Below are 25511 nucleotides of genomic sequence, written 5' to 3'. Positions count from 1 at the left end.
GCGACCGGTCCGACATGGCACCGTGACAGGCCCGGCGCAGGTGGTCACGTCACGGCGCTTGACGCGGTGCCTCGCAGCGCGACATGAGCGAAGGGAAAGTTGTCCGGACGCTGACCAATGATGCGCCATGCCGCGAGCGCGCTCGCGCTCTACCTTGCCTTCGCGCAGCCTGCCGCCGCGCAGTTCGGGCCCCAGGGCCCGCCCGCCGTCGGCGTGCAGACCGCCGAACGCCGCCCGGTGACGGAAACCATCGAATTCGTCGGCCGCGTCGAGGCGACGGACCGCGTGAACATCCGCGCCCGCGTCACCGGCTTCCTGCATGAACGGCTCTTCCGCGAGGGCGGCGACGTGACGCAGGGCGAGATCCTCTACCGCCTGGAACGCGCGCCTTTCGAGGCGCAACTGGAGCAGGCCCAGGCGAACCTCGCCGCCGCCAATGCGCGGCTCGAGAATGCGCGCGTCGCGCTCGCCCGCGCGCGGGAACTGCGCCAGACCGGCGCCGGCACGCAGGTGACGCTGGACAACGCGCAGGCGGCAGAGCGGACGGAAGCCGCCAATGTCCTCGGCGCGCAGGCGGCGGTGCGGGTCGCCCAGATCAGCCTGGGCTACACCGAGATCGATGCGCCGATCGCGGGGCAGATCGGGCGGTCGAACCTGTCCGTCGGCAACGTCGTGGGGCCGGATGCCGGCAACCTCGCCACCATCGTCAGCCAGGACCCGATGCGCGTCGCCTTCGCGGTCAGCCAGCGCACCGCGCTCGAGCTGCGCAACCGCTTCGAGGGCCGCGGCGGGCCGGAGGCGACGCGCGTGCGCATCCGCACCACCGATGGCCGCCTCTATCCGGAAGCGGGGCAGATCGACTTCATCGACAACCAGATCGACCGCAACACCGACACCATCCTGGTTCGGGCGCTGATCGCGAATCCGATCCGCCGGCGGGAAGGCGGCACGATCAGCGTCTCCCCACGGGAACTGGTGGACGGGCAGTTCGTCAGCGTCTCGGTGGAGGGTGCGGAACCGGTGCTGGCCATCACCCTGCCACGCGCCGCGGTGCTGCAGGACCAGCAGGGCTCCTTCGTCTTCGTGGTGGGCGAGGGCAATGTGGCGCAGCGGCGCAACGTGACGCTCGGCCGCTCCTCCGCCGAGACGGCGGTGATCGAGGGCGGGCTGCAGGGCGGCGAGACGGTGGTGGTGGAAGGGCTGCAGCGCGTGCGCCCGGGCCAGCCGGTGAATCCGGCGCCCGCCAGCCCACCGCCGGCCCAGCAGGCCGTTCCGGGCCGGGGCTGAGAGCGCGTGTTCTCCGCCATCTTCGTCGATCGCCCGCGCTTCGCGATCGTCATCGCCATCGTCACCGCACTCGCCGGGGCGTTGGCGATGCTGCGCATCCCGGTCTCCCAGCTGCCGGACATCGTGCCGCCGCAGGTCTCCGTCACCACGCGCTTCCCGGGCGCCTCGGCCGGCGTGGTGGAACAGACCGTCGCGCAGGTGATCGAATCCTCCGTCAACGGCGTGGACCGCATGATCTACATGCGGTCGAACAGCGCCAATGACGGCTCCTACAGCCTCAACGTCTCCTTCACGCTCGGCACCAACCCGGACATCGCCACCGTCAACGTCAACAACCGCGTCCAGGCGGCGCTCGCGCGCCTGCCGCAGGAGGTGCAGCGGCAGGGTGTCACGGTCCGCAAGCAGTCCTCGGCGGTGCTGCAGTTCATCTTCCTCTATTCCGAGAGCGGCGGACACACCCCACTCTTCCTGTCGAACTACGCCACCATCAACATCATCGACCGCCTCGCGCGCGTGCCCGGCGTCGGGCAGGTTTCCCTGTTCGGTGCCATGGACTATTCCATGCGCATCTGGTTCGAGGTGGACCGGCTGATCAGCCTGAACCTCACGCCTTCCGACGTGGTGGCGGCGATCCAGGCGCAGAACGTGCAGGCCCCGGTCGGGCGCATCGGCTCCCGGCCGATCCCGGACGACCAGCAGTTCCAGATCAACCTCGAGACGCAGGGCCGGCTCAGCACCCCCGAACAATTCGGGGAGATCGTGATCCGCGCCAACCAGGACGGGTCGGCCCTGCGCGTGCGCGACGTCGCGCGCATCGAGCTCGGCGCCGCCAGCATGGACACCGAAAGCCGCTACAACGGCCAGCCGGCGGTGACCTTCGGCGTCTACCTCGCCCCCGGCGCCAATGCCGTCTCCGCCGCCGAGAACGTGCGGCGGACGATGGACGAACTGCGCACGCGCTACCCGACCGGCGTCAACCACCGCGTCTTCTTCGACACCTCGGACTTCGTCAGCGACACCATTCGCGAGGTCATCAAGACGCTGCTCGAGGCCTTCATCCTGGTCGTGATCGTGGTGTTCCTCTTCCTCGGCAACCTCCGCGCCACGATCATCCCGACCATCGCCGTGCCGGTCAGCCTGATCGGCACCTTCGTCATCCTGCTCGGGCTCGGCTATTCGGCGAACACCATCTCGCTGCTCGCCATGGTGCTGGCGATCGGCATCGTGGTGGACGACGCCATCGTGGTGGTGGAGAACGTCGAGCGGGTAATGGAGGAGGAGCCGCACCTCACCCCGGCCGAGGCGACCAAGAAGGCGATGGCGCAGATCACCGCGCCGATCATCGCCATCACGCTCGTGCTGCTGTCGGTCTTCGTGCCGATCGGCTTCATCCCGGGCCTGTCGGGCGAGCTGTTCCGCCAGTTCGCGGTGACGATCAGCGCCGCCATGGTGATCAGCGCGATCAACGCGCTGACGCTTTCGCCCGCGCTCTGCGCCGTCTTCCTGCGGCCGCACCCGCATGCCGGCGGGCACCGACCCGGGCTGATGGGGCGCTGGCTGCGCGGCATCGACTGGGTGCGGGACCGCTATGCGGGCGCGGTGACGCGGCTTGTGCGCGTCTCCCTCCTCTCGATCGTGCTGACCGGCGGCTTCTTCGCCGGCATCTGGTACATGGGCCAGCGCACGCCCTCGGGCTTCCTGCCGCAGGAGGACCAGGGCGCCTTCTTCGTGCAGGTGCAGTTGCCGCAGGGCGCCTCCGTCTCCCGCACGCGGGAGGCGGTGATCCAGGTCGAGGAGATCCTGCGCTCCATCCCCTCGGTGCAGGGCACGCTCGCGATCGTCGGCTTCTCGCTGATCGACGGCGGCGCACAGTCCAATTCCGCCTTCCTGGTGGCGCGCCTCAAGCCCTTCGCCGAGCGGACGACAGCCGCGATGTCGGTGCAGGCGGCGATCGGCCGGGTCTTCGGCGCCGGCCAGGCCGTCCGCACGGCGAACGTCTTCGCCTTCAACCTGCCGCCCATCATCGGCCTCGGCACCGGCGGCGGCTTCGAATACATCCTGCAGGACTACGAGGGCCGCACGCCGGCCGAACTCGGTTCCACCATGCTCGGGCTGATCGCGGCGGCGAACCAGGATCCGCGGCTCGCCGCGGTCTTTTCCACCTTCAACGCGACCAATCCGACGCTCTTCCTCGACCTCGACCGGGACAAGGCCCAGGCGCTGGGCCTGCGCATCTCGGACGTGTTCACCGCCCTGCAGGCGACGCTGGGCGGATTCTACGTCAACGACTTCAACCTGTTCGGCCGCACCTGGCAGGTGAACCTGCAGGCCGAGGCCGCCGACCGGAGGGACGTCAGCGACATCTGGCGCATCCATGTGCGCAATGCGCGCGGCGAGATGGTGCCGCTGCGCGCCGTGGCCGACGTGCGCCCCCGCGTCGGACCGCAGACCATCTTCCGCTACAACAACTACCGCGCCATCTCGATCCAGGGCGCGCCACGGCCCGGCATTTCCTCGGGCGACGGCCTCGCGGCGATGGAGCAGCTCTCCGCCCGCGTGCTGCCGGCCGGCTACGGCTATGAATGGACGGGCACCGCCTTCCAGGAGAGGCAGGCCTCCGGGCAGACGGTCTACATCCTCGCGCTGGCGGTGATGTTCGCCTACCTCTTCCTCGTCGCCCTGTACGAATCCTGGGTCATCCCGATCCCGGTGCTGCTCTCGGTCGCGGTGGGCGTGCTCGGCGCCTTCGGGGCGCTCTGGGTCGCGCGCATGCCGCTCGACATCTATGCGCAGATCGGCCTGGTCGTGCTCATCGCGCTCGCCGCCAAGAACGGCATCCTGATCGTGGAATTCGCCAAGGAGAAGCGGGAGGAAGGCCTGGCGATCCGCGAAGCCGCGATCATGGGCGCCCGGTTGCGCTTCCGCGCGGTGATGATGACCTCGATCGCCTTCGTGCTCGGACTGGTGCCCCTGGTCCTCGCCGAAGGCGCGTCCATGCTGTCCCGCCGGGCGGTCGGCACGGCGGTGTTCGGCGGCATGCTGGCAGCCGCGCTGGTGGGCATCTTCGTCATCCCGATGCTCTACGTCGTCTTCCAGGCGATGCGGGAGAAGACCAAGCGCATGTTCCGCAGGGCCCCCGCCGAAGGATGATGCCGGCCGGGCTTTCGGCTGGCCCGGTATCGGAGTCTTGAGTTTCGCGCGCGGCCACCCCGCCGGCCGCGCGCCATACCCCCCTTCCCATCCCCGCCCGGCATCGCAGATGATGCGGCAAGGAACCAAGGGAGACCCCGCGCATGGCGAAGTTCGGCCTCAGCCAATCCATCCGCCGCGTCGAGGATCCGCGCCTGCTCAAGGGCGGCGGCCGCTACACCGACGACGTGGCCGTGCCCGGCCAGGCGCAGGGCTACGTGCTGCGCAGCCCGCACGCCCATGCCCGCATCCTGTCCATCTCCACCGAAGCGGCGAAGGCGATGCCGGGGGTGCTCGGCATCTGGACCGGGGCGGACCTGGCGGCCGCCGGCATCGGCCACCTGCCCTGCCTCGCGCCGGTGAAGTCGGTGGATGGCAGCCCGACCTCCGAGACGCCGCGCCGCGCCCTGGCCGAGGGTTTCGTCCGCCATGTCGGCGACCCGGTCGCCTTCGTCGTCGCCGAGACCATCAGGCAGGCCCGCGACGCCGCCGAGGCGGTCGAGGTGGACTACGACATCCTGCCCGCCGCCACCGACCTCGCCACCGCGACGCAGCCCGGCCAGCCGCAGGTCTGGGCCAGCGCGCCCAACAACACCTGCTTCGACTGGCATGTCGGCGACGCCGCCAAGGTGGATGCGCTGATCAAGGGCGCGGCCCATGTCGCCCGGCTGCGGGTGGTGAACAACCGCGTCGTCGTCGCCTCCATGGAAGCGCGCGCCGCGGTCGCCGACTACGACGCGGCGAAGCAGCACTGGACGCTGACCACCAACACCCAGGGCTCCTGGCTGGTCCGCAACGTGCTGGCCAGGAACATCTTCAACGTGCCAAGCGACAGCTTCCGCGTGGTGACGCCGGATGTCGGCGGCGGCTTCGGCATGAAGATCTTCATCTACCCCGAGCATGTGCTCACCTGCTTCGCCGCGCGCGAGCTCAAGCGTGCCGTGAAGTGGACCTCCGAGCGCACCGAGGCCTTCCAGTCCGACACCCACGGGCGCGACAACATCACCATCGGCGAGCTCGCGCTCGACGCCAACGGCAAGTTCCTCGCGCTGCGCACCAAGAACTGGGCGGGGATGGGGGCCTACCTCAACACCTTCGCGCCGTTCATCCCGACCGGCGCGGGCACCAAGGTGCTGGCCTCGGTCTACGACTTCCAGGCGATCCATGCGCAGGTGATCGGCGTCATCACCAACACCGTGCCGGTGGACGCCTATCGCGGCGCCGGACGGCCGGAGAGCAACTACCTGGTCGAGCGCCTGATCGACACGGCGGCGCGCGAGGTCGGCATCGACCGCATCGAGATCCGCCGGCGCAACATGGTGCCGTCCTCGGCCATGCCCTACGTCTCGGCCATGGGGCAGCGCTACGATTCCGGCGAGTTCGCGCAGCTCATGGACACCGCCCTGCGCAAGATCGACTGGGCCGGCTTCCCCGCCCGCAAGGCGGAAGCGGCGAAGCGCGGCAAGAAGCGCGGCATCGGCCTCGCCTACTACCTGGAGGCGACCGGCGGCGCACCGACCGAGAATGCCGCGGTGAAGTTCGCCGATGACGGCTTCGTCGATGTCTATGTCGGTACCCAGTCCACCGGCCAGGGCCACGAGACCGCCTATGCGATGATGACGAGCCACGAGCTCGGCATCCCGATCGAGAAGATCCGCGTGAAGCAGGGCGATTCCGACAGCCTGCCGGATGGCGGCGGCACCGGCGGCGCGCGCAGCCTCTACTCCGAAGGCCAGGCCATCCTGGTGACGACGGCTTCCGTCGTCGAGAAGGGCAAGATCGCCGCCTCCGAGCACCTCGAAGCCTCGGTCGCCGACATCGAGTTCACGCCAGGCAAGGGCGCATTCGCCGTCGTCGGCACGGATCGCGCGGTCGGCATCCTCGACCTCGCCGCCGCCCAGCGGAAGAAGGCCGCAGCCGGTATCGAGGCCACTCTCCTCGACGCGCAGGAGACGGCGGAGATCAAGTCCCACACCTTCCCCAATGGCTGCCACGTGGCCGAGGTGGAGGTCGACCCCGAGACCGGGATCGTCGCCATCCCGCGCTACATCGTGGTGGACGATGTCGGCCATGCGCTGAACCCGCTGATCGTGCGCGGCCAGGTGCATGGCGGCGTCACCCAGGGCATCGGCCAGGCGCTGATGGAACGGACCGCTTACGACAACGGCAGCGGCCAGCTCCTCAGCGCGTCCTTCATGGACTACGCGCTGCCGCGGGCGGATGACCTGCCGCCGATCGACGTGGACCTGATCGAGGTGCCCTGCGAGACCAACCCGCTCGGCGTGAAGGGTGCAGGCGAAGCCGGCGCGGTGGGCAGCCCGCCGGCAGTAATCAACGCGGTGGTGGATGCGCTCGCGGATGCCGGAGTGAAGCAGATCGACATGCCGGCGACGCCGGAAGCGGTTTGGAAGGCCCTGGCGGCCGCCAGGGCCGCATAAGGTCGGGGGAGGGGAACCTCCCCCGATCCCCCTCCCTTCCTTGTCCTTTGGGAACTGACACCATCGGCCGCCATACGCGACCGCTGGTACCCGCCTTTTCGTGCCCTCAGGCGCCGGGCGCAAACCTCCGGTTTGCTTGGCTTCGCCGGACCACCGGCGGGCCGCTTTCGCGGCCTCGGCACGAGTCAATGGCTCGTGCCGCTGGTATGATTTCGGAGGTCAGTCTCCAGGTAACAAGGAAGGTCGGGGGGAACGGGGGGAAGTTCCCTTCCCCCGCCTTCTCACCCACCGACAGGAAAGGGCGGCTCACTCCCGGGAGCCGCCCCTCTCCACTTCGACCCTCGTGCCTTACTGCAGCGGCACGATGACGTTGGTGACCTCGCAGAGGTTCACGTTGCGCCGTTCCTGCGGCTGGCCGCCGTCATAGACGAAGCGGATGTCGTACATGCAGGGCCCTTCCGGCAGGCGGATCGGGTAGGTCGCGCCCGGTGCGACGGTGTCCGCACCCAGGCGATCCGGCCCCCAGTTCTGTTCGGTGGTGAGCGAGGCGAAGACCTGCATGACGGTCTGCCGCCCCTGGTTCACCAGGTTGAAGGAAGGGTTGCCCGTCGGCCCGGCCTGACCCGCCGGCGGCTGTTGCGGCCGGCCCTGTTGCGGCGGCGGGCCGCCCTGCTGCTGACCCCGGCCGTCGAAGGCGAGCTCGGTCAGGTTGCAGAGGTTGATGTTGCGGCGTTCCTCGGCCGGGCCGCCCTGCCGGTCATAGACGACACGGACGTCGTAGATGCACTCGCCCTGCGGCAGGCGGATCACGAAGGAGCGCCCGGCGGGCACGATGTTCTGGCCGAGGCGGTCGGCCCCCCAGTTGCTGTCCGAGGAGGGCGAGGCATAGGCCTCGTAGATCACCCGCCCGCTGCGGTTCACCAGGTTGAAGGACGGGTCGCCGGTCTGGGCCTGAGCCTGTGCGGCGAGGCCGCCGAAGGCCAGGAAGGCCGCCGCGGCTGCGGTTGCCAGGCGTCGCATGAGCATGGGGTGCGCTCCTCCTCGAGGGTGCCGGGCAGGGCGCCCGTCCGTGTCGCCCGGGAGGCTACCCGAGGCCGATACGCCGCGCCAACCACCTGCGGCGCGGATGGTGATCTGGGTACGAAGCGCTTCAGGCGGAACCGCGTCCGCCGCGGCGGAGCGGACCCTGCGCGTGGCCGCGCCGCGTCAGGCGTAGCGCGCCAGCGCCTGCTCCAGCGAACCGAACGCGTTGCCCAGCGCCGCGACCATCGCCTCCGCCGCCTGCTCCGGCGTCGGCGACTCGGACCCGGAAGCGAGCGGCGCCGTGCCGCTGCTCACCATCTGGCCGACCAGGCGGCTGCCGTTGCGTTCATCGACCAGCAGCAGGGTCAGCTCTGCGCGCGCGACGCCTTCGCCCTGCATGGCGGCGAGGCGCGTCAGCTCGCCCTCCATCACGAAGTCCGGCGTCACGCGGCTGCCCGGGGCGAGGATCGCGGAAAACAGCCGTGAATCCATCAGCCAGCGCCGCAGCGCCTGCTCCGCGCCCTCGGCCGGCGGCGCCGCCCATTCGGCGTAGAAGTCGAGGCTCTCCGTCCCGTCCGGGCGGATGGTGCGCAGGTTGCGCGTCTCCATCCCCGCCCCGGCGCGGATGGTGCGCACCAGCAGCGTCCGCCGCGCCCGCCCGGTGCGCCCGGCACCGGCGCGGCGCGGCTCGAGCGGAAAGCGCCGCGTCTCCACATAGGGCCGGTCCGGCAGCACCGAGCAGGCGGCGAGCAGCGGCGCGAGCAACAGGGTACGGCGAAGGGCCATGTCAGCGGCGATCCCGGGGCGGTGGCGGCGGCGGCGCGCCGAACAGCGACTGCGACGGGCTGCGCCGCAGCGCCTCCGCCGTGTCGCGCAGGTTGGCGACGGTCGCGCGCAGGTCCCGCAGCAGCGGGCCGAGATCGGCCTGCGCGTCGGAGGTGGTGCCGCGCACGCTGCGCAGCGCGAGTTCGAGCGACTGGATCACCGCCGGCAGCCGGGCGATGGCGGTGCGCAGGTCGGTCGCCGCCTGGCCGATGCTCGCGACGGTGCCGGCAACCTCCGGCCCGCCGAGCAGTTCCTGCGCGGATTCACCCGCCGCGCCGACACGGTTCGCGGCATGGCGGATTTCCTGCAGCGTGGCGGCGAGCTCGGCGCCCTCGATGGCCTGACGCAGCGCGGTCATGGTCGTCGCGGCCTCGCGCAGGGTCGAGCCGAGGTCGCCCTCCGCGCTGACCTGCCGGCGCAGGTCGGCCAGCAGGCCGGTCGCGGAATCGACCAGCGCGTCGATGTCGAGGTTGGCGAGCCGCGTCATCAGCCGTTCCGCCGCGCTGGTCACCTGGGTGATGGTGGACGGCACGGAGGGGACGACCGGGAAGCGAGGCTGCCAGGGCACCTCCAGCGGCGGGAACCGCGCCGGGTCGACGAAATCCACCTCGAGGTACGACAGGCCGGTCACGCCGGTGGAGGCGATGCGCACCCGCAGCCCGGCGCGCACCGCATCCTCCACCGACACGACGCCATAGCGGTCCGGATCCACCGCGAAGCGCACCAGCACGAGCCGCGAGGCGGATTCCTCGATCCCGCGCACCTCGGAGCTGTAGGCGATCGCGACGAGGCCGAGTTCGGTCACGCGCCCGACCTGCACGCCGCGGAAGCGCACCGGCGCGCCGACATCGAGGCCGGCGACGGATTCCCGGACATAGGTCTCGAACACCTGCTGCTCGCCGCGCAGCCGGCCGGAGGTCAGGAACAGCACGAAGCCGATCGCGAGCGCCGTGCCGACGACCACGAGCATGCCCACGCGCAGGTAGAGGGGCCGCGATGCCTGCGCCATGTCAGGCGGCCTCCCGCCGGAAGAAGGCGCGCACGGTGGGGTGCGTGCTCTCCTCGCGCAGCTTCCTCGGATCGCCCTCGGCGATCATGCCCTGGGCCTGCTTGTCGAGCATGATGCAGCGATCGCCGATGGCGAGGATGGATTGCAGCTCATGCGTCACCACGACGAAGGTGGTGCCGGTTTCCCGCGCGATGTCGCGGATCAGCTTGTCCAGCCCGGCGGAGGTGATCGGATCGAGCCCGGCCGAGGGCTCGTCGAGGAAGAGCAGCGGCGGGTCGAGCGCCATGGCGCGGGCGATGCCGGCGCGCTTGGCCATGCCGCCGGAAATCTCGGCCGGCAGGCGGGCGGCGGCGTCGCCCAGGCCCACCAGGCCGAGCTTCGCGCGCGCCAGCACCTCCCGCGCCGGGCGCGGCAGGTCGGTGTGCTCCTCGAGTGGCAATTCGACGTTCTCGGCCAGGGTCATGCTTCCGAACAGGGCGCCGGACTGCCACATCACGCCGATGCGGCGCAACAGCGCGCGCCGCGCCGCATCGTCCGCGGCGGCGAGTTCCTCCCCCAGCAGCCAGGCATGGCCGGCGGCGAGCGGCACCAGCCCGATCAGCGCCTTGAGCAGCGTGGACTTACCACAGCCGGACCCGCCGAGGATGACGAAGATCTCCCCCCGGCGAACCTCGAAGGTGACGTCCTTGAAGATGGTGCGACCGTTGAAGGCGACGGCGAGGTCCACGGCCTTGATCACGGGCTCGATAGCGCCGGGCCGGCCGGGCGCTGCCGGCGCATCGCGCCGCCCGGCGCCGCCGCCATCAGGCGTGCCCGGCTCGCGCGGCCGATCCAGACTTTCGCGCCCTTCGGCGCCGCGGCCATCGGACGCGCTTGCCTGGCGCGGCCGATTCAGACCTTCGCGCCCTTCGGCGCCGCGGCCATCGGACGCGCTCATATGCCCATCCGGAAGAACAGCACGGCGAAGACCCCGTCCATCGCGACGATGGCGACGATGCCGCCGACCACCGCCGAGGTCGCCGCATCGCCCACCGCGCGCGGGCCCCGCCCGGCCGAAAGCCCCGCCCGGCAGCCGATGCCGGCGATCGCCAGCCCGAAGCAGGCCGCCTTGAACAGGCCGCCCACCAGGTCCTGCAGCGACAGCCATTGCTGGAGCTGCGACTGCACCGCCGCCCAAGGATAGCCCAGCGTGCCCATGATCAGCGTCATGCCGGCCAGGCCCGCGAGGTTCATCAGCAGGGCGAGCACCGGCATGGCGAGCGTCGCCGCGACCAGCCGCGGCAGCACCAGCATCGCGCCGGCATCCACGCCCATGATCTTCAGGGCATCGACCTCCTCGTTCACCGTCATGGTGCCGAGTTCCGCGGCGAAGGCCGACCCGGTGCGTCCGGCCAGCACGACGCCGGCGAGCAGCGGGCCGAGCTCGCGCAGCAGCGAGATGCCGACGAGGTTGGGCACGAAGACCTCCGCCCCGAAGCGCCGCAGCGGGATGGAGGATTGGTAGGCGAGGATCACGCCGATCAGGAAACCGAGCAGCAGCGTCAGCGGAAAGGCACGGGTGCCGACCTCGTCGAGGTGGCGCAGCACCTCGGACCAGCGCAGCAGCCGGGGATGCGTCAGCACGCGGATGGTGGTGACGACCGATTCCCCAAGGAAGCCGATCCCCGCGCGCATCGCGCGCAGACGGTCCACCGTGGCGCGGCCGATGGCGCTGACCGGGCGGAAGGGCGGCGGCGGGGGTGGCGGCGGGGCGGTGGCCAGCGCCCGGCGCGTCCGGTCCAGCACGGCGGCGACCGCCTCCGAGGCGCCGAGCGTCTCGGCCTCCGGCGCCGCACTCAACAGCAGCACCGCGCCGGCCGAATCGATCGATTCGAGCCCGGTGAGGTCGAGCACCGCCACCGGCTCCTGCCGCGCCGCGCCGGTCGTCGTCGACCACAGCCGCGCCGCGGCAGCCGTGTCGAGCTGGCCGGAGACGGCGAGCGCACGCCCGCCTTCCGCCTGCCGCATGTCGATCCGCGCTGCGGCCGCCTCTGGCATGGGTCCGTCGTCCATCAGGGCGATTGGACCCATCCCCCCGTCGGCCGCAAGTCAAATTCAGCCGGAGAGAGCGTTGATCAGCACCGCGGCGGCGACCGAGACGTTCAGGCTCTCGACCGGCCCGGCCGCGGGCAGTGTCACCCGCAGCGCGCAGGCGGCCTCGGTGGCGGGGGTGAGGCCGGCCTCCTCGTTGCCCAGCACGAGCGCCAGCGGACTGGTCCGCGGCACCGCCCCGGGCGGCACGCCGCCACGCGGCACGGCGGCCAGGGTCAGGATGCCCGGCGCCAGCGCCCGCAACGTCGCCGCGAGATCCCCGGCGCGGAAGATCTCGAGCGCCTCCAGCCCGCCCTCCGAGGTCCGGAAGGCGGCATCCGACAGCCCGGCCTGGCGCGGATCCCCGGACAGCACCATCGCCCGGCAGCCGAAGAAGGCGGCCGAACGCGCAATGGCGCCAAGATTGTGCGGGTTGCCGATCCCATCCAGCACCGGCGTGACGCGCGCCCCGCGCAGCGCCGACGGCGGCTCACGCGGGTCGAGTGCCGGCACGGCCCGCGGCAGGGCCAGGGCGACGATGCCGCCATGGTGCTGCGTGCCGGCGATGCGGGCGAGGTCCGCCGACGGCACTTCGCGGTACGGCCTGCGCAGGCGCGCCAGCGCCGCGCAGTGCGGCCCGGCTTCGCGCCGCCGCTCCGAGGTGTGGAACAGGCGCATCACGTCCCGTGGCCGACGCGCGAAGACCGCCGCGACGGCCGCCGGGCCGCAATGCCGATCGAGGTCGGGCGCGCGATTCACGTAGCCGTGAGCGCCAGCAGGCGAGCATGCAAGGCGTCCGGGACCTCCAGACCCTGCGCCGCGGCGCGGGTGGCAAGCGCATCACGCCGGCTGCCGGGCAGGCGCACGCCCTCCTCCGCCGCCATGGCGGCGACGAAGGCCTCGATCCGCGCGGCGAAGGCATCGCTGCCGGCGAGCGCACCGGGGTCCACCACCAGCAGCGCCTGGCCGAGGCGCGGGCGGTTGCCCTCATCCCGGAAGAAGCTGTCCGCCTCGAAGCCGAAGGCGGCGCCCGTCAGGGCGCAGCAGAGCAGTTCCACCACCATCGCCAGCAGCGCGCCCTTGGTGCCGCCCATGGCCAGCATGGCGCCGGAGAGCGCGGCCTTCGCGTCGGTCGTCGGCCGCCCTTCGGCGTCGAGCGCCCAGCCTTCGGGGATCGGCCGCCCTTCCTTCGCCGCCACCATGATCTTTCCGCGCGCGACTTCCGACAGCGCCATGTCGATGACGAGCGGCGGCGCGCCGCGGCGCGGGAAGGCGGCGGCGATCGGGTCGGTGCCCATCAGCGGCCGCCGCCCCCCCGGCACCGGCATGGCCGCCGGCGAGTTGGTGAAGGCCAGCGCCACCAGTCCCTGGCGCGCGAGCCGCGCCACCGGCAGCCCCATCGCGCCGGAATGGTGCGAATTGGTGACACCCGCGAAGGCGACGCCATGCGCCCGCGCGCGCCAGGCTGCCTCGGCTTCCGCCATCGCCAGGGCGGGATAGGCCAAGCCGTGGCGCGCATCGATCAGCACCGCGCCGCCGCGCTCATTGACGATGCGCGGCGTGGCGCGGCCATCCGCGCGGCCATTCTTCAGGAAGGCGGCGTATTGCGGCACGCGGGAAAGGCCGTGCCCGGCTTGGCCCGCCGCCTCGGCGGCCGCCAGCGCGCGGGCGGTGGCGGCCGCCATGTCCGGCGACGCGCCGGCGGCAAGAAGGGCGGCGCGCGCCAGCGCCTCCGCTTGGTCGAGCGGTATCAGCATCAGTCCGCGCGCAGCCCCGCTTCATGAATGACCCGCGCCCAGCGCGCCGTCTCATCCGCCACGAAGGCAAGGGAGCGCGTGCGATCCCATCCCTCCACGGTGAAGCCGCCATCGCGCGCCCGGCGACCGACATCGGCGTCGCGGATCGCGGCGAGCGTGTCGGCCTCGAGCTTCGCGAGGATCGGCGCCGGTACCCCGGCCGGCACCATCATCGCGGTCCAGTTGCCCATCTCGAGCGTGGGCTGGCCTGCTTCCTTCACCGTCGGCACCTCCGGCAGCAGCGGATGCCGCGCGGCGGAGGTGATGGCAAGGGGGCGCAGCCGGCCACCCTGGATCTGCGCGATGCATTCCGGCAGGTTCGACACCATGAAGTCGAGATTGCCCGCGGCGAGATCGGTGACGGAGGGCGCGCCGCCGCGATAGGGCACATGGGTGACGTTGTCCCCCGCCCGCGCGGCATGGCGGACCAGCTCGATCCCCAGATGCGGCGGAGAACCGTTGCCGGAGGAGCCGGCATTCAGCCGCCGCGTCTTCGCCATCTCCATCAGCTCCGCGAGCGTGCGCGCCGGGCTCTTCTCCGCATTCACCACCACGACGAGCGGCAGGGAGCCGAGCACGGAGACCGTCGTCAGGTCCTGGCGGAAGTTGAACGGCGCGTTGGGGAAGAGCGTCGCGTTCACAGTATGCGTCATGGTGATGGCGAGCAGCGTGTGGCCATCCGGCGCGCTCTTGGCCACGGCATCGGCGCCGATCAGCGCATTGCCGCCGGCGCGGTTCTCGATCACGACGGGCTTGCCCCAGATCTCGCTGAGCTTCTGGCCGACCAGCCGCGCCATGATGTCGGTCAGGCCGCCAGGCGGAAACGGCACGATGTAGCGGACCGTGCGGTCGGGGAATGGCGCCTGCGCGCGCGCGGCAGCCGGCAACATCGCGGCGGCCGGGATGCTTGCAAGGATGGAACGGCGATCGATCATGGGCGTGGTCTTCCTGTTGTCGTGTTGTTGGAGCAACGGTAGCCCAGGAGAGCGCCGCGCCCTATAGGGTCCGCTTCCCCACGACATGGACGGAGTGACGCGTGACCGCTGTGGACCGGATCCGCGACTGGCAGGATGAACTCACCGCTTGGCGGCGTGACTTCCACGCCCATCCCGAGCTCGGCTTCGAGGAGGTGCGCACCAGCGCCCTCGTGGCCGAGCGGCTCGCCTCCTGGGGCATCGAGGTGCATCGTGGGGTTGGCAGGACGGGCGTCGTCGGTGTCCTGCGCAACGGCAACGGCCAGGGCCGCATCGGCCTGCGCGCGGACATGGATGCGCTGCCCATGCCCGAGGCCAACACCTTCGACCACCGCTCCACCATCGAGGGCAGGATGCATGGCTGCGGCCATGACGGGCACACCACCATCCTGCTCGCCGCCGCCCGCTACCTGGCGGAGACGAGGAATTTCGACGGCACCGTCCACTTCATCTTCCAGCCGGCCGAGGAGGGCCGCGGCGGCGCCCAGGCCATGCTGGCCGACGGGCTGTTCGAACGCTTCCCCTGCGATGCGGTGTTCGGCCTGCACAACCGCCCAAGCCTGCCGGTCGGGCAGTTCGCCATCCGCCCCGGGCCGGTGATGGCCGGCGCGGTGTTCTTCGACATCGTGGTGCAGGGCCGCGGCGGGCACGGCGCGCGGCCGGAATCGACGATCGATCCGGTGATCGCCGGGGCGCAGATCGTCTCGGCGTTGCAGACGGTGGTGGCGCGCAACGTCGCCGCCCTCGATTCCGCGGTGGTGAGCGTGACCGGCTTCACCGCCGGCGACGCCTACAACGTCATCCCCGACCGCGTGGCCCTGAAGGGCACGGTGCGCGCCTTCAGGGTGGAGACGATGCGCCTGGTGGAGGACCGCATGCGGTCCGTGGCGCAGAACATCGCCGCCGGCTTCGGCGCGACGGCCGAGGTGTCCTTCCGCGAGATCGCCGCGCCGACCATCAATACGCCGGAGGAAGCGACCGCGATCGCCGATGCCGCCGCGTCGCTGGTGGGCGAGGCGCATGTCGAGCGCAACCGTTCGCCGGTGATGGGCAGCGAGGACTTCGCCTACATGCTGCTGGAGCGCCCCGGTGCCTACATCCATGTCGGCAACGGCGTGGGCGAGGCGGGCGGCTGCGACGTGCACAACCCGCATTACGACTTCAACGACGCGGCGATCCCCTACGGCGCGGGGATGCTGGCGACGCTGGTGGAACGGAAGATGCCGCGGGTGGGGTGAGGCTGCTGGAGGGGCGCCGCCCCTCCGAGCCGCCCTGCCAAAGGGCGGTGCCCGTCGGAATGACGCCACTTGGCGCCGGCGCCGGCGCCGCTGTCCGAACCGAGACCGGGACATCGCGCTGCGCGGGCCGGACGACAGACGGATCCGGCACCAAGTATCGGTTTCCAAAGGCCTTTCTGCCTTTGGTCGGGTGAGGTCCGGAGAGGGGCGACGCCCCTCTCCGGGAAGCGTCACGCGCTCTCGTACAGCCGCGTCAGGCTGTATTCGCGGTGCCCGAGGATCTCGGCCGCGGTGTGCTGGCCGTCGGCGGTGCGGATGATGCAGTCGAGCAGCGCCTCGCCCGCCTCGTCCATGTTCATCTTCCTCTGCAGCAGGCCGGTCACGTCGACGTCGATGTGCTCGGACATGGTGCGCTGCGTGCGCGGGTTCGCCGTCAGCTTGATCACCGGCAGGATCGGGTTGCCGATGACGTTCCCCTGGCCGGTGGGGAAGGTGTGCACCGCGAAGCCGGAGGCCGCGCAGAGCGTCACCATCTCCGCCGCCGCGGATGACGAATCCATGAACCACAATCCGGGATGCGTCGGCTCCTCGGCCTTGTCGAGCACGCCATCGACCGTGCACTTCTTGCCGATCTTCTGGATGTTGCCGAGCGCCTTCTCCTCGATGGTGGTCAGGCCACCTTCGATATTGCCCTTGGTGGGCTGGCTCTCGGACAGGTCGGAGGTCTTGTTGGCCTCGACCACCGCCTGGTAGCGGTCGAACATCTTCATGAACTGGTCGCGGATCTCGGGCGTGCGGCAGCGCGCGGCAACCAGATGCTCGCCGCCGGTCAGTTCCGTCGTCTCGCCGAAGACCAGCGTGTTGCCGTTCTCCCACAGCTTGTCGAAGGAATTGCCGACGGTGGGGCAGGAGGCGAGGCCGGAGGTGGTGTCGGATTCACCGCACTTCGTGGACACCCACAGATCGACCAGCGGCGCGCGCGTCTTCTTCAGCGCGGTCGCGTATTTCACCATGCGATAGGCGGCGCGCGAGGCGGAGGCGATGGTGTTGATGTCGCCGTTCTGCTCGATGGCGAAGTACTCGACGGGCTTGCCGGTCTTGGCGATGCCTTCCGCGACCTTGGACGCCCAGCCGAGCTCGATGCCGATCACCACCACCGCTGCGACGTTCGGGTTGCAGCCGGTGCCGATGATGGTGCGGAAATGCAGGTCGAGATCGGCGCCGAACTGCAGCCGCCCATAGGCATGCGGGATGGCGAGCGTGCCCTGGATGTTGCGCGCCACGCCTTCCGCCGCGGCATTGGAGATGTCGTCCACCGGCAGGATGATGACGTGGTTGCGCACGCCCATGCGGCCATTGTCGCGGCGCCAGCCTTCGAAGGTGGCGTTCTTGAGATTGATGCCCATCGCGCTCACCACCGCTTCGTCTTGACGTTGTGCACGTGCAGATGCTCGCCCGCGCCGATGTCGGCCACGGCCTTCCCGATATCCACGCCGTACTTGATGATGGTGTCGCCCTTGGCGATCGCCTTGATCGCGACCTTGTGGCCGATCGGGATGTCGGACCTGGCCGGGAATTCGATCATCCGGTCCTGGTCCATGATCCAGCCGTTTAGCGTCTGGCCGGATCTGATCCCCTCGACGACCACGACGCCGACGGAATCGCCTTCGTCATGGACGCAGAAATGCACGGTCATTGCGCGCCCTCCCCTCTTGCACTTCGGGCGACGCTAGGGCGCGGACGAAGGGTGGTCAACGCGGCGCCCGGGACGGCACTGCCGCGCCATCCGCGAACTTCGCGTCGGAACGAAGCCGCTGGACCCGATCATCCATGTTGACGCCTGTGCCGATCGACAGGCGATCCCGAAGCCATCCAAGGCTCGATCGACTCTGACCCGGGCAAGGGTGCCCGGCGTGCCAGCATGTCGCGCCTTCCCGCTTTCAGGCGGGGTCCGGGGTGGCCCGGCCACCCGGGCGGCGGTGCGGGGGCGGTGCCCCGCAACGGCGCCTCACCCCACCGGCCGCTCGTCCGCAATGACCTTCCCGTCGTTCGGCAGGCTGCCCGGCGCCACCACCTCCACCTCCCCGCGCAGCCGTGTCACCGCCTGCAGGGACGCGGCCAGGGCATCGGCGAGGCCTTCCGCCGATGCGCCTTCCACGCGCAGCGTCATCGCGTCCTGTTCCCCCTGCCGTGTCACCACCAGCCGCAGCCGTCCGACGCCGGGGTGGCGCCTGGCGATCTCCGCGACCTGCTCCGGCCGCACGAACATGCCCTTCACCTTCGCCGTCTGATCCGCGCGCCCACGCCAGCCGACGATGCGGGTGTTGGTCCGCCCGCAGGGCGAGGCCCCCGGCAGCACGGCGGACAGGTCACCGAGCGCGAGGCGAAGCAGCGGATGCTCCTCATCCAGCACGGTGACGACGACCTCGCCGATCTCGCCATCGGGGACCGTGTCGCCGGTGCCGGGGCGGACGATCTCGACGATCACTTCCTCCGCCACCACCAGGCCATCGCGCGCCGCCGTTTCATAGGCGACGCAGCCGAGATCGGCGGTGCCGTACATCTGGAAGGCGTCGATGCCGCGCGACCTCACCTCGGCCTGGAGTGACGGGGGGAAGGCCGCGCCCGAGACCAGCGCGCGCCGGATCGAGGACGCATCCCGCCCCGACGCGGCCGCGCCGTCGAGCAGGATCTTCAGGAAGTCCGGCGTGCCGACATAGCCCACCGGTCGGAAGGCGCCGATCAACTCGATCTGCGCCTCGGAATTGCCGGGGCCGGCCGGGATCACCGCGCAGCCCAGCGCCTGCAGCCCGAGATCCATCATCCAGCCGCCGGGGGTCAGGTGATAGGAGAAGGTGTTCAGCGCGATGTCCCCGGCGCGGAAGCCCGCCGCGAAGAAGGCGCGCGCCATGTGCCAGGGGTCCTGCACCCGGGCCTCGCCCTCGAAGATTGGTCCGGGTGAGGTGAAGAGCCGCGCGAAGGACCCCGGAGGCAGCGCGACATGCCCGCCGAAGGGCGGGTCGGCCTTCTGCGCCGCCGGCAGGTCCGACTTGCGCAGCACGGGAATGCGCCCCAGCGCCGCGCGGTCCGTCACCAGCGCCGGGTCGATCCCCGCCAGCCGCGCCGCCCCCGCCGGCGCCCGGCCCGCGGCGGCGACCACCGCCGGCAGCCGGGCGGCAAGCTCGGCGCTCCGCGCATCGGCGCTGCGCGTCTCGCGCGGATCAAAATATTCTCCCATGACGATCCCTCCTGGCAGGCCCTTCTCCGCGCGCCGCCTTCGTGGCACATCCTCCGCCCCTGTCGCCTGGAGGAAAAGATGGCCGGCGTGTTCTGGTACGATGGCACATGGTCCACCGAGGAGCCGAAGGTTCTCGGCCCGATGGACCACGCCTTCTGGCTCGGTTCGGTGATCTTCGACGGGGCGCGGGCCATCAAGGGCTGGGCACCGGACCTCGACAAGCACGCGGCCCGCTGCGTCGCCTCGGCGCGCGCCATGCTGATGAAGCCGACCAAGACGGCCGAGGAGATCGAGGCGCTCTGCCGCGAGGGCATCCGCCGCATGGGCCCCGAGGCCGAACTCTACGTCCGGCCGATGTTCTTCATCCGAAAGGGCCTCGGCGCGGCGCGGCCGGATCCGGACAGCACGGATTTCATCCTCGCCATCTATGACAGCCCGCTGCCGAACTGGGCGGGCTTCTCGGCGGTGATGGCGCCCTTCCGGCGCCCGATGCCGGACATGGCGCCGACCGACGCCAAGGCCGCCTGCCTCTACCCGAACGGCGCGCGGGCCTCGGCCTTCGCGGCGGCGCAGGGCGCGGACAATGCGGTGATGTGCGACGCGATGGGCCATGTCGCCGAATTCGCCTCGGCCAACATCTGGTTCGCCAAGGACGGCAAGGTGGTCACCCCGGCGTCGAACCACACCTTCCTCAACGGCATCACGCGCCAGCGCGTCATCGCCCTGTTCAAGGAAGCCGGCGTGACGGTCGAGCAACGCACGGTGAAGCCGGAGGAACTCGACACGGCGGACGAGATCTTCTCGACCGGCAACTACGCCAAGGTGCAGCCCTGCACGCGCTACAACGGCCGCGACATGCAGATCGGGCGCTTCGCGACCCAGGCGCGGGAACTCTACTGGCGCTGGATGGAAGCGCAGCCGAAGGTCGGTTGACTAGAGCGGTTTCCGTTCGCCTTGGCTCACGGCAACCGCTCCAGCCTTTTGTTTTCGCGAGCATCTTTGCCCGATCAGGCGATTCCACCTGATCGGGATCTGCTCTAACGGGTCGAGCGGACACGGCCCGTACGCGCGAACATGCCGCGCGAACCGGAATTGGAGAGGGGCTCTGCCCCTCTCCAAGCCTCACCCCGCCAAAGGCCGAAAGGCCTTTGGAAACCGTGACCGGGTGCCGGGCGCCACAGGGGCACTGCACGCCCTAAGCGCGACCGGTGCCCATCGCCAGGTCCCGGCGCCGACACCGACAGCGGGGCAAGGCGCCAGGTATCGGTTTGCAAAGGCCTTTCGGCCTTTGCTGGGGAGAGGCGCGGAGAGGGGCAAAGCCCTTCTCCGGTCTATCTGCACCCCGTATTCGCGCACATCGGACAGCGCCCCCTCGCGCACCGCCACCAGGGGAACACGGCCACTGGCCGGCCGGAAGCCTTCCGGCGCATGGAGCCACCGCGCCGCCGCCGACCCGCGCGGAAGGCGCAGGCCGGCGACTGAACCCGGCACCGCGCTCAATCCCGCCGCGCCGCCCGCAATGCGGTGAAGGCCAGGGCGGTCTTCACCACGGTGCCCGGCACGAAGACCAGGAAGCCCGCCACCATCGCGCGTTCCCAGCCGACGAAGCCGGCCAGCCAGGCAATGCCCGGCACGAACAGCACCATATGCGCCGCGCCAAGCACCAGCGCCTGGCGCAGCCAGCCGCGCCCGGCAAGGCCCGCGATCCAGGCGGCCGGCAGGAAGCCCAGCAGGTAGCCCGCCGTCGGCCCCGCCAACACGGCGATCCCGCTCGCGCCTCCGGCAAAGACCGGCAGCCCCATCGCCCCCTCCGCGAGGTAGAGCGCCACGCTCGCCGCCCCCAGCCGCGACCCTCCCAGCGCGCCGAGCAGCAGCACCGCCAGCGTCTGCAGCGTCGCCGGCACCGGCCACATCGGCAGGCTGACCTGCGCCGAGGCCGCGAGCACCGCGGAGCCGAGCAACGCCATGCCCCAGAAACGCGCAGCCACCATGCCGCGCGAGGCGGCCGTCATCTTCACCGTCATGTTGGATCCTTCGTTAGGGTCTTCGCTCGGGTCAGGGAGACAGCGGGCGCGTCTCGCCGCGCGCCACTGCCGCGAATACCATCTCGTTGTGCGCGCCCGCCGGCGGGCCCGGCCAGCGCACCATCTGCTGCGGCAACACGCCGTCGAAGCGGAAGGGTGCCGCCGGATGCAGCACCTGACCGAGTTGCGGATCGGAAACTTCCATCACCCAGCCGCGCTCCCGGAAATGCGGGTCATTGGCGCAATCGGCCATGTCGAACAGGCGCGAACACGGCACTTCGGCCGCTTCGAGCACGGCTTCGGCCGTCGCGGCGTCCTGGGTGCGCGTCCACTCGGCGATCGCGGCGTCGAGTTCGCCGACATTCGCGCAGCGCCCCGCATTGCTGGCGAAGCGCGGGTCCGCGGCCATCTCCGGCCGGCCGATCGCCGCCATCAGCCGCTTGAAGATCAGGTCGGAATTCCCCGCGATGCACAGCCACTTCCCGTCCGCGCAGGGATAGGTGTTGGTGGGCGCCGCCGTCTTGATCGCCGCGCCCTGTGGCTGTCGTACCCAGCCGAACAGGCCGTATTCCGGCAGCATGCCCTCCATCAGCGAGAACACGCTGCTGACGAGGTCCACATCCACCACGCGCCCCTTCGCCGCCGGGTCGCCCTTCACCTGCCAGCAGGCCGCGACCACCGCCATCGCGCAGTACATCCCGGCGAGGTCGTCGCTGATGGACACGCCGCAGCGCGGCGGCGGGTAGTCGGTCTGGCCGGGATTGGCGGTGAGGTGACGCAACCCGCCCATCGCCTCCCCGATCGCGCCGAAGGCGGGCTTGTCGCGATACGGACCGTCCTGCCCATAGCCGGAGATGCGCCCGATCACGAGGCGCGGATTGGCCTGGTGAAGCACGTCCGGCCCGAGGCCGATGCGCTCCAGGTAGCCGGCGCGGAAATTCTCCACCAGCGCGTCGGCGCGCTTCAGCAGCGCCACCAGCTTCCCACGGTCCTCGGCCTTCTTGAGATCGAGCGTCACCGACAGCTTGTTGCGCCCGTGCACGCTGAACCAGACGGCGTTGCCGTTGACGCTCGACCCCCAGCCGCGCACCGGGTCCCCGCCGGGGGGTTCCACCTTCACCACCTCGGCGCCAAGGTCGGCGAGCAGCCGCGTCGCGAAAGGCGCGGCGATGTAGTGGCCGAGTTCGACGATCTTGAGCCCGGCGAGGGGCAGGTTGGGAATCTGCGTCATGGCCCGACCCATACGCCGGAACGCGCCGGCGGAAAATCGGCGGCGTCCCATCCACGTTGCGTCGTGACCGCAACGAACTTTGCTGCATCTGCGTTCAGGCGTGGCTAGGCTCGCCTCACGACACCGCGAAGGAGCAGCCATGTCGCCCGACCAGACCCGGATCGTGCAGGACACCTGGAAGCAGGTGGTGCCGATCGCCGACACCGCCGCGAACCTGTTCTACGACAGGCTGTTCGAGATCGACCCGAGTACCCGCCCGCTGTTCACCGCGGAGACCCTGCCGGAGCAGAAGCGGAAGCTGATCGTGATGCTCAACGCGGTGGTGAACGGGCTGAAGCGGCCTGAGGAGATCATCCCTGCCGCCGAGGCCCTGGCGCGCCGGCATGTCGGCTACGGCGTGACCGCGCCGCAGTACGACAGCGTCGGCGCCGCGCTGCTCTGGACATTGGAAAAGGGCCTCGGGCCGTCCTGGACGGCCGAGGCGCAGCAGGCCTGGACCGCGGCCTACGACCTGCTGTCCGGCGTCATGCGCCGCGCCGCCGCCTGATACCAACGGCCGCTATTCGCGACCGCTGGTAGCCGCCCTTTCGTGCCCTCAGACGCCGGGCGCAAACCTCCGGTTTGCTTGGCTTCGCCGGACCACCGGCGGGCCGCATTCGCGGCCTCGGCACGAGCCAAGAACTCGTGCCGCTGGTACGATAGCCGCTCCACCAGGCATCGATCCTCGCGGAGCGGGTATCGGCTTTGGTCTCGCGCGCGGTCGCCCCGCCAACCCCGGGCGCCACGCCAGGTCGCGAAGGGTCGAAGCCTTGGCGATCCGGCGGAGCGGTCGCTGCCAGGCGAATGAATGCCCAGGTGTGGACGGGCCGAACGAGGCCGAGCGGGCGGCGGCCGCTTCGGCGCACCCCGGGCGGCACCTCGCCTCGTCGAGACGCCACAGAAATCACGTGCGCCGACCCAAGCATGCCGCTATCTGGGGCCAACAAGACGTGAAGACGTTGGAGGAAAACCAGGATTGGCACCGGAAGATGCGCGGCTCGTTACCTATGCCTGGAAGCGCATCGGCTCGCACTCGGACCACGCAGCCGGTCTGTTCTATGATCGCTTGTTCGAGATCGCGCCCACCACGCATGCCCATGTCTCCGTCGAATTGATGCCGGCCTGCCGGCGGGACCTGATGGCAGGGATCGACTGGGCCGTGGGCGAGATCGCCCGCGAGCGCCCCGGCACGCTGCCCGGCCCCCTCGCCCTGCGCGATCCGTTTCTCGGCGCCGGCACGGACCAGGTCGTCGCCGCCCTGCTGTGGACGCTCCATACCGTTCTCGGCCGGGACTGGACGCCCAGGCATGAAGCCGCTTGGCGCGCCGCGGGGCCGGCGATCGTCGCGGCCCTGCGCCCGCATCCCTCCTCCGCCTGACGATTGCCTCAGCCTCGCCACGGCGCGGCGCGAACTTCCTCCCCCTGTCCTTTTGCGGCAGTTTGCCCGCGACCGGGGAAGGGGATCATCGCCGCATGACCGAGGAAGACGCACTGGCCCGCGCCGCCGGGCTCGGGGGGCCCTGGCAGGGCCGTTCGGCCGAGATCGCCGCGGCGATCGCCCATGCGCGCAGCCTCGCCGCCTCCTTCCCCCGTCCCGCCGACGAGCGCGCCGAACCGATGCCCGCCTACGCCGTCCCGGCCCCCGGGGCCGCCGGCACATGAGCATTGCGCCGCACGAGATGACCCTCGCGGAGGCCTCCTCCGCGGTGGCGCGCCGCCGGCTCTCCCCGGTCGAGTACCTCGACGCCCTGCGCGCGCGCTTCGAGGCGCTGGAGCCGCGCCTCAACACCACCATCCTGCCGCTGTGGGACGACGCCCGCGCCGAGGCGAGGAAGGCCGAGCGCCGCATCGCGCGTTCGGGCCCGCGCTCCCCGCTCGATGGCCTGCCGGTCGGGCTGAAGGACATCATCGATCTCGACGGCCACCCGACGACCTGCCATTCGCGTCTGCTGCTCGACAATGTGAAGCAGCAGGACGCGGCGGTGGTGGCGCGGCTGCGCGCCGCCGGCGCGGTGTTCCCGGCCAAGCTCGCCACGCATGAATTCGCCATCGGCGGCCCGGCCTTCGACCTGCCCTTCCCGCCCGCCCGCAACCCGTGGAACACGGCGCACCATCCCGGCGGCTCCTCCTCAGGCTCCGGCTCGGCGGTCGGGGCCGGCATCCTGCCGGCGGCGCTCGGCACCGACACCGGCGGTTCGGTGCGCCATCCGGCCAGCCATTGCGGCATCGTCGGCATGAAGCCGACCTACGGCCTGGTTTCCCGCCGCGGCGTCTTTCCGCTCGCCTACACGCTCGACCATGTCGGACCGATGACGAGGGACGTCGCCTCCAACGCGATGCTGCTCAACGCCATCGCCGGGCACGATGCGGAAGACCCCGGCAGCGCCGCGCGGCGCGCCGCGAACCATGCGCGGCACCTGCGCAAGGGGCTCAAGGGCCTGACCATCGGCTACGTCCGCCACTTCCACGAAACCGACCAGCCGGCGACGGCGGAGATCGCCGCCGCCCTCGATGCCGCGGCGAAGCTGCTGGCGAAGGAAGGGGCCAGGGTGAAGACGGTCACCCTGCCCGCCCTGACCGATTTCGCCGGCGTCAACCGCGCCATCCTGCTCTCCGAGGCCGCCGCCATCCATGGGCGCTGGCTGCGCGAACGGCCCGAGGGCTATTCCGACCTCACCCGCAAGCGGCTTCTGCCCGGCCTGTTCACCCGCGCCGAGGACTACGTGCAGGCGCAGCGCCGCCGCCGGGAACTGGTCGCCGCGGTCGAGGCCGCCTTCGCCGGCGCGGACCTGCTGCTGACCGCCTCCAGCATGGACCCGGCGAGCCGCATCGACGATCCGGCGGCGGTGGAGATCACCTACCCCCGCCAGGCGCGCACGCCCTTCAACGTCACCGGCCATCCGGCGCTGACGCTGATGTGCGGCATCTCGGCGGCGGAGGGCCTGCCGCTCTCGCTGCAGCTCGTCGGCCGCTACTTCGACGAGGCCACCATCTACCGCGCCGCCGCGGCCTACGAGCGCGCCGCCCCCTGGCGCGAGCGGCGCCCCGCGCTGTGACCGGGCGCGCCCGTCGGCCCGTGCCGGCCCGTCGCGCCCCTGGCGCGCGTCGGTCGCCTGCCCATCGCGCGCCA

Annotated in this window: 22 protein-coding genes; 9 read left to right on the top strand and 13 right to left on the bottom strand. The window is 71.0% G+C overall.

Annotated elements, in window-relative coordinates; translation table 11 throughout:
* The first annotated feature begins 117 nt into the window (after positions 1–117).
* The 3 genes from GXW74_RS23905 (at position 118) to GXW74_RS23895 (ending at position 6914) form a co-directional block, all read left to right on the top strand.
* On the top strand, positions 118–1287 hold the full coding sequence (locus GXW74_RS23905) for an efflux RND transporter periplasmic adaptor subunit (RefSeq protein WP_211849110.1): 1170 nt from the start codon (positions 118–120) through the stop codon (positions 1285–1287).
* 6 nt (positions 1288–1293) lie between these two features.
* A complete protein-coding gene (locus tag GXW74_RS23900; protein ID WP_211849109.1) occupies positions 1294–4437 on the top strand; it encodes an efflux RND transporter permease subunit in 3144 nt (1047 codons plus the stop codon).
* Between the two features lie 143 nt (positions 4438–4580).
* Positions 4581–6914: a xanthine dehydrogenase family protein molybdopterin-binding subunit gene (locus GXW74_RS23895; protein ID WP_211849108.1), complete on the top strand. Its 2334-nt coding sequence runs from the start codon at positions 4581–4583 to the stop codon at positions 6912–6914.
* Positions 6915–7262: 348 nt separating this feature from the next.
* Here the strand turns inward: GXW74_RS23895 and GXW74_RS23890 are convergent, their stop codons facing one another.
* The 8 genes from GXW74_RS23890 to GXW74_RS23855 form a co-directional block, all read right to left on the bottom strand.
* Positions 7263–7940: a hypothetical protein gene (locus tag GXW74_RS23890; protein ID WP_211849107.1), complete on the bottom strand. Its 678-nt coding sequence runs from the start codon at positions 7938–7940 to the stop codon at positions 7263–7265.
* A gap of 180 nt (positions 7941–8120) precedes the next feature.
* Positions 8121–8723: an ABC-type transport auxiliary lipoprotein family protein gene (locus GXW74_RS23885; protein ID WP_211849106.1), complete on the bottom strand. Its 603-nt coding sequence runs from the start codon at positions 8721–8723 to the stop codon at positions 8121–8123.
* A gap of 1 nt (position 8724) precedes the next feature.
* Positions 8725–9771 (bottom strand): MlaD family protein, encoded by a 1047-nt coding sequence (locus GXW74_RS23880; RefSeq protein WP_211849105.1) that lies wholly within the window; start codon positions 9769–9771, stop codon positions 8725–8727.
* A gap of 1 nt (position 9772) precedes the next feature.
* A complete protein-coding gene (locus GXW74_RS23875) occupies positions 9773–10510 on the bottom strand; it encodes an ABC transporter ATP-binding protein (RefSeq protein ID WP_338148315.1) in 738 nt (245 codons plus the stop codon).
* A gap of 194 nt (positions 10511–10704) precedes the next feature.
* Entirely contained in the window at positions 10705–11808 is a 1104-nt protein-coding gene (locus GXW74_RS23870) for an ABC transporter permease (RefSeq protein ID WP_246524004.1), read from the bottom strand.
* 57 nt (positions 11809–11865) lie between these two features.
* Positions 11866–12600, bottom strand: a complete 735-nt coding sequence (locus tag GXW74_RS28695) for a TrmH family RNA methyltransferase (RefSeq protein WP_211849102.1) — start codon at positions 12598–12600, stop codon at positions 11866–11868.
* The gene (locus tag GXW74_RS23860) at positions 12597–13598 is read right to left on the bottom strand and encodes an Ldh family oxidoreductase (protein ID WP_211849101.1); all 1002 of its coding nucleotides are present in this window, start codon (positions 13596–13598) and stop codon (positions 12597–12599) included. Before GXW74_RS23860 ends, GXW74_RS28695 begins: the two co-directional genes overlap by 4 nt.
* Positions 13598–14572, bottom strand: a complete 975-nt coding sequence (locus GXW74_RS23855; RefSeq protein WP_211849100.1) for a Bug family tripartite tricarboxylate transporter substrate binding protein — start codon at positions 14570–14572, stop codon at positions 13598–13600. The genes GXW74_RS23860 and GXW74_RS23855 overlap by 1 nt, the downstream gene beginning before the upstream one ends.
* A 101-nt stretch (positions 14573–14673) precedes the next feature.
* On the opposite strand from GXW74_RS23855, the gene GXW74_RS23850 reads away from it, so the two are divergent.
* Positions 14674–15849: a M20 aminoacylase family protein gene (locus GXW74_RS23850; protein ID WP_211849099.1), complete on the top strand. Its 1176-nt coding sequence runs from the start codon at positions 14674–14676 to the stop codon at positions 15847–15849.
* Positions 15850–16079: 230 nt separating this feature from the next.
* On the opposite strand, the gene GXW74_RS23845 is transcribed toward GXW74_RS23850, so the two are convergent.
* From GXW74_RS23845 to GXW74_RS23835, 3 genes are all read right to left on the bottom strand, one after another.
* Positions 16080–17255 (bottom strand): UxaA family hydrolase, encoded by a 1176-nt coding sequence (locus GXW74_RS23845; protein WP_246524010.1) that lies wholly within the window; start codon positions 17253–17255, stop codon positions 16080–16082.
* Between the two features lie 5 nt (positions 17256–17260).
* Complete coding sequence (locus GXW74_RS23840; protein WP_211849098.1) at positions 17261–17545, bottom strand: UxaA family hydrolase; 285 nt, start codon at positions 17543–17545, stop codon at positions 17261–17263.
* 312 nt (positions 17546–17857) lie between these two features.
* Complete coding sequence (locus GXW74_RS23835; RefSeq protein WP_211849097.1) at positions 17858–19087, bottom strand: phenylacetate--CoA ligase family protein; 1230 nt, start codon at positions 19085–19087, stop codon at positions 17858–17860.
* 78 nt (positions 19088–19165) lie between these two features.
* Here GXW74_RS23835 and GXW74_RS23830 point away from each other — a divergent pair, with 78 nt between their 5' ends.
* Positions 19166–20020 carry a branched-chain amino acid aminotransferase gene (locus GXW74_RS23830; protein ID WP_211849096.1) on the top strand — a complete coding sequence of 285 codons (855 nt, stop codon included), beginning with the start codon at positions 19166–19168 and terminating at the stop codon, positions 20018–20020.
* Between the two features lie 563 nt (positions 20021–20583).
* Here the strand turns inward: GXW74_RS23830 and GXW74_RS23825 are convergent.
* Together GXW74_RS23825 and GXW74_RS23820 are read right to left on the bottom strand one after the other, a co-directional pair.
* Entirely contained in the window at positions 20584–21111 is a 528-nt protein-coding gene (locus GXW74_RS23825) for a biotin transporter BioY (protein ID WP_211849095.1), read from the bottom strand.
* A gap of 31 nt (positions 21112–21142) precedes the next feature.
* On the bottom strand, positions 21143–22342 hold the full coding sequence (locus tag GXW74_RS23820; RefSeq protein ID WP_246523994.1) for a CaiB/BaiF CoA transferase family protein: 1200 nt from the start codon (positions 22340–22342) through the stop codon (positions 21143–21145).
* Between the two features lie 139 nt (positions 22343–22481).
* Here GXW74_RS23820 and GXW74_RS23815 point away from each other — a divergent pair, with 139 nt between their 5' ends.
* The 4 genes from GXW74_RS23815 (at position 22482) to GXW74_RS23800 (ending at position 25437) form a co-directional block, all read left to right on the top strand.
* Complete coding sequence (locus tag GXW74_RS23815) at positions 22482–22889, top strand: globin family protein (protein ID WP_211849093.1); 408 nt, start codon at positions 22482–22484, stop codon at positions 22887–22889.
* Positions 22890–23357: 468 nt separating this feature from the next.
* A complete protein-coding gene (locus GXW74_RS23810; protein WP_211849092.1) occupies positions 23358–23759 on the top strand; it encodes a globin family protein in 402 nt (133 codons plus the stop codon).
* 95 nt (positions 23760–23854) lie between these two features.
* Positions 23855–24043 (top strand): hypothetical protein, encoded by a 189-nt coding sequence (locus GXW74_RS23805; protein ID WP_211849091.1) that lies wholly within the window; start codon positions 23855–23857, stop codon positions 24041–24043.
* Positions 24040–25437: an amidase gene (locus tag GXW74_RS23800; protein ID WP_211849090.1), complete on the top strand. Its 1398-nt coding sequence runs from the start codon at positions 24040–24042 to the stop codon at positions 25435–25437. Before GXW74_RS23805 ends, GXW74_RS23800 begins: the two co-directional genes overlap by 4 nt.
* Positions 25438–25511 lie beyond the last annotated feature (74 nt).

The organism is Neoroseomonas eburnea, assembly GCF_018129005.1.
In the GTDB taxonomy this organism is placed as follows: domain Bacteria; phylum Pseudomonadota; class Alphaproteobacteria; order Acetobacterales; family Acetobacteraceae; genus Neoroseomonas; species Neoroseomonas eburnea.
Note: the sequence above shows the minus strand (reverse complement) of the source record. Positions and strands in the feature narration are given on the sequence as shown.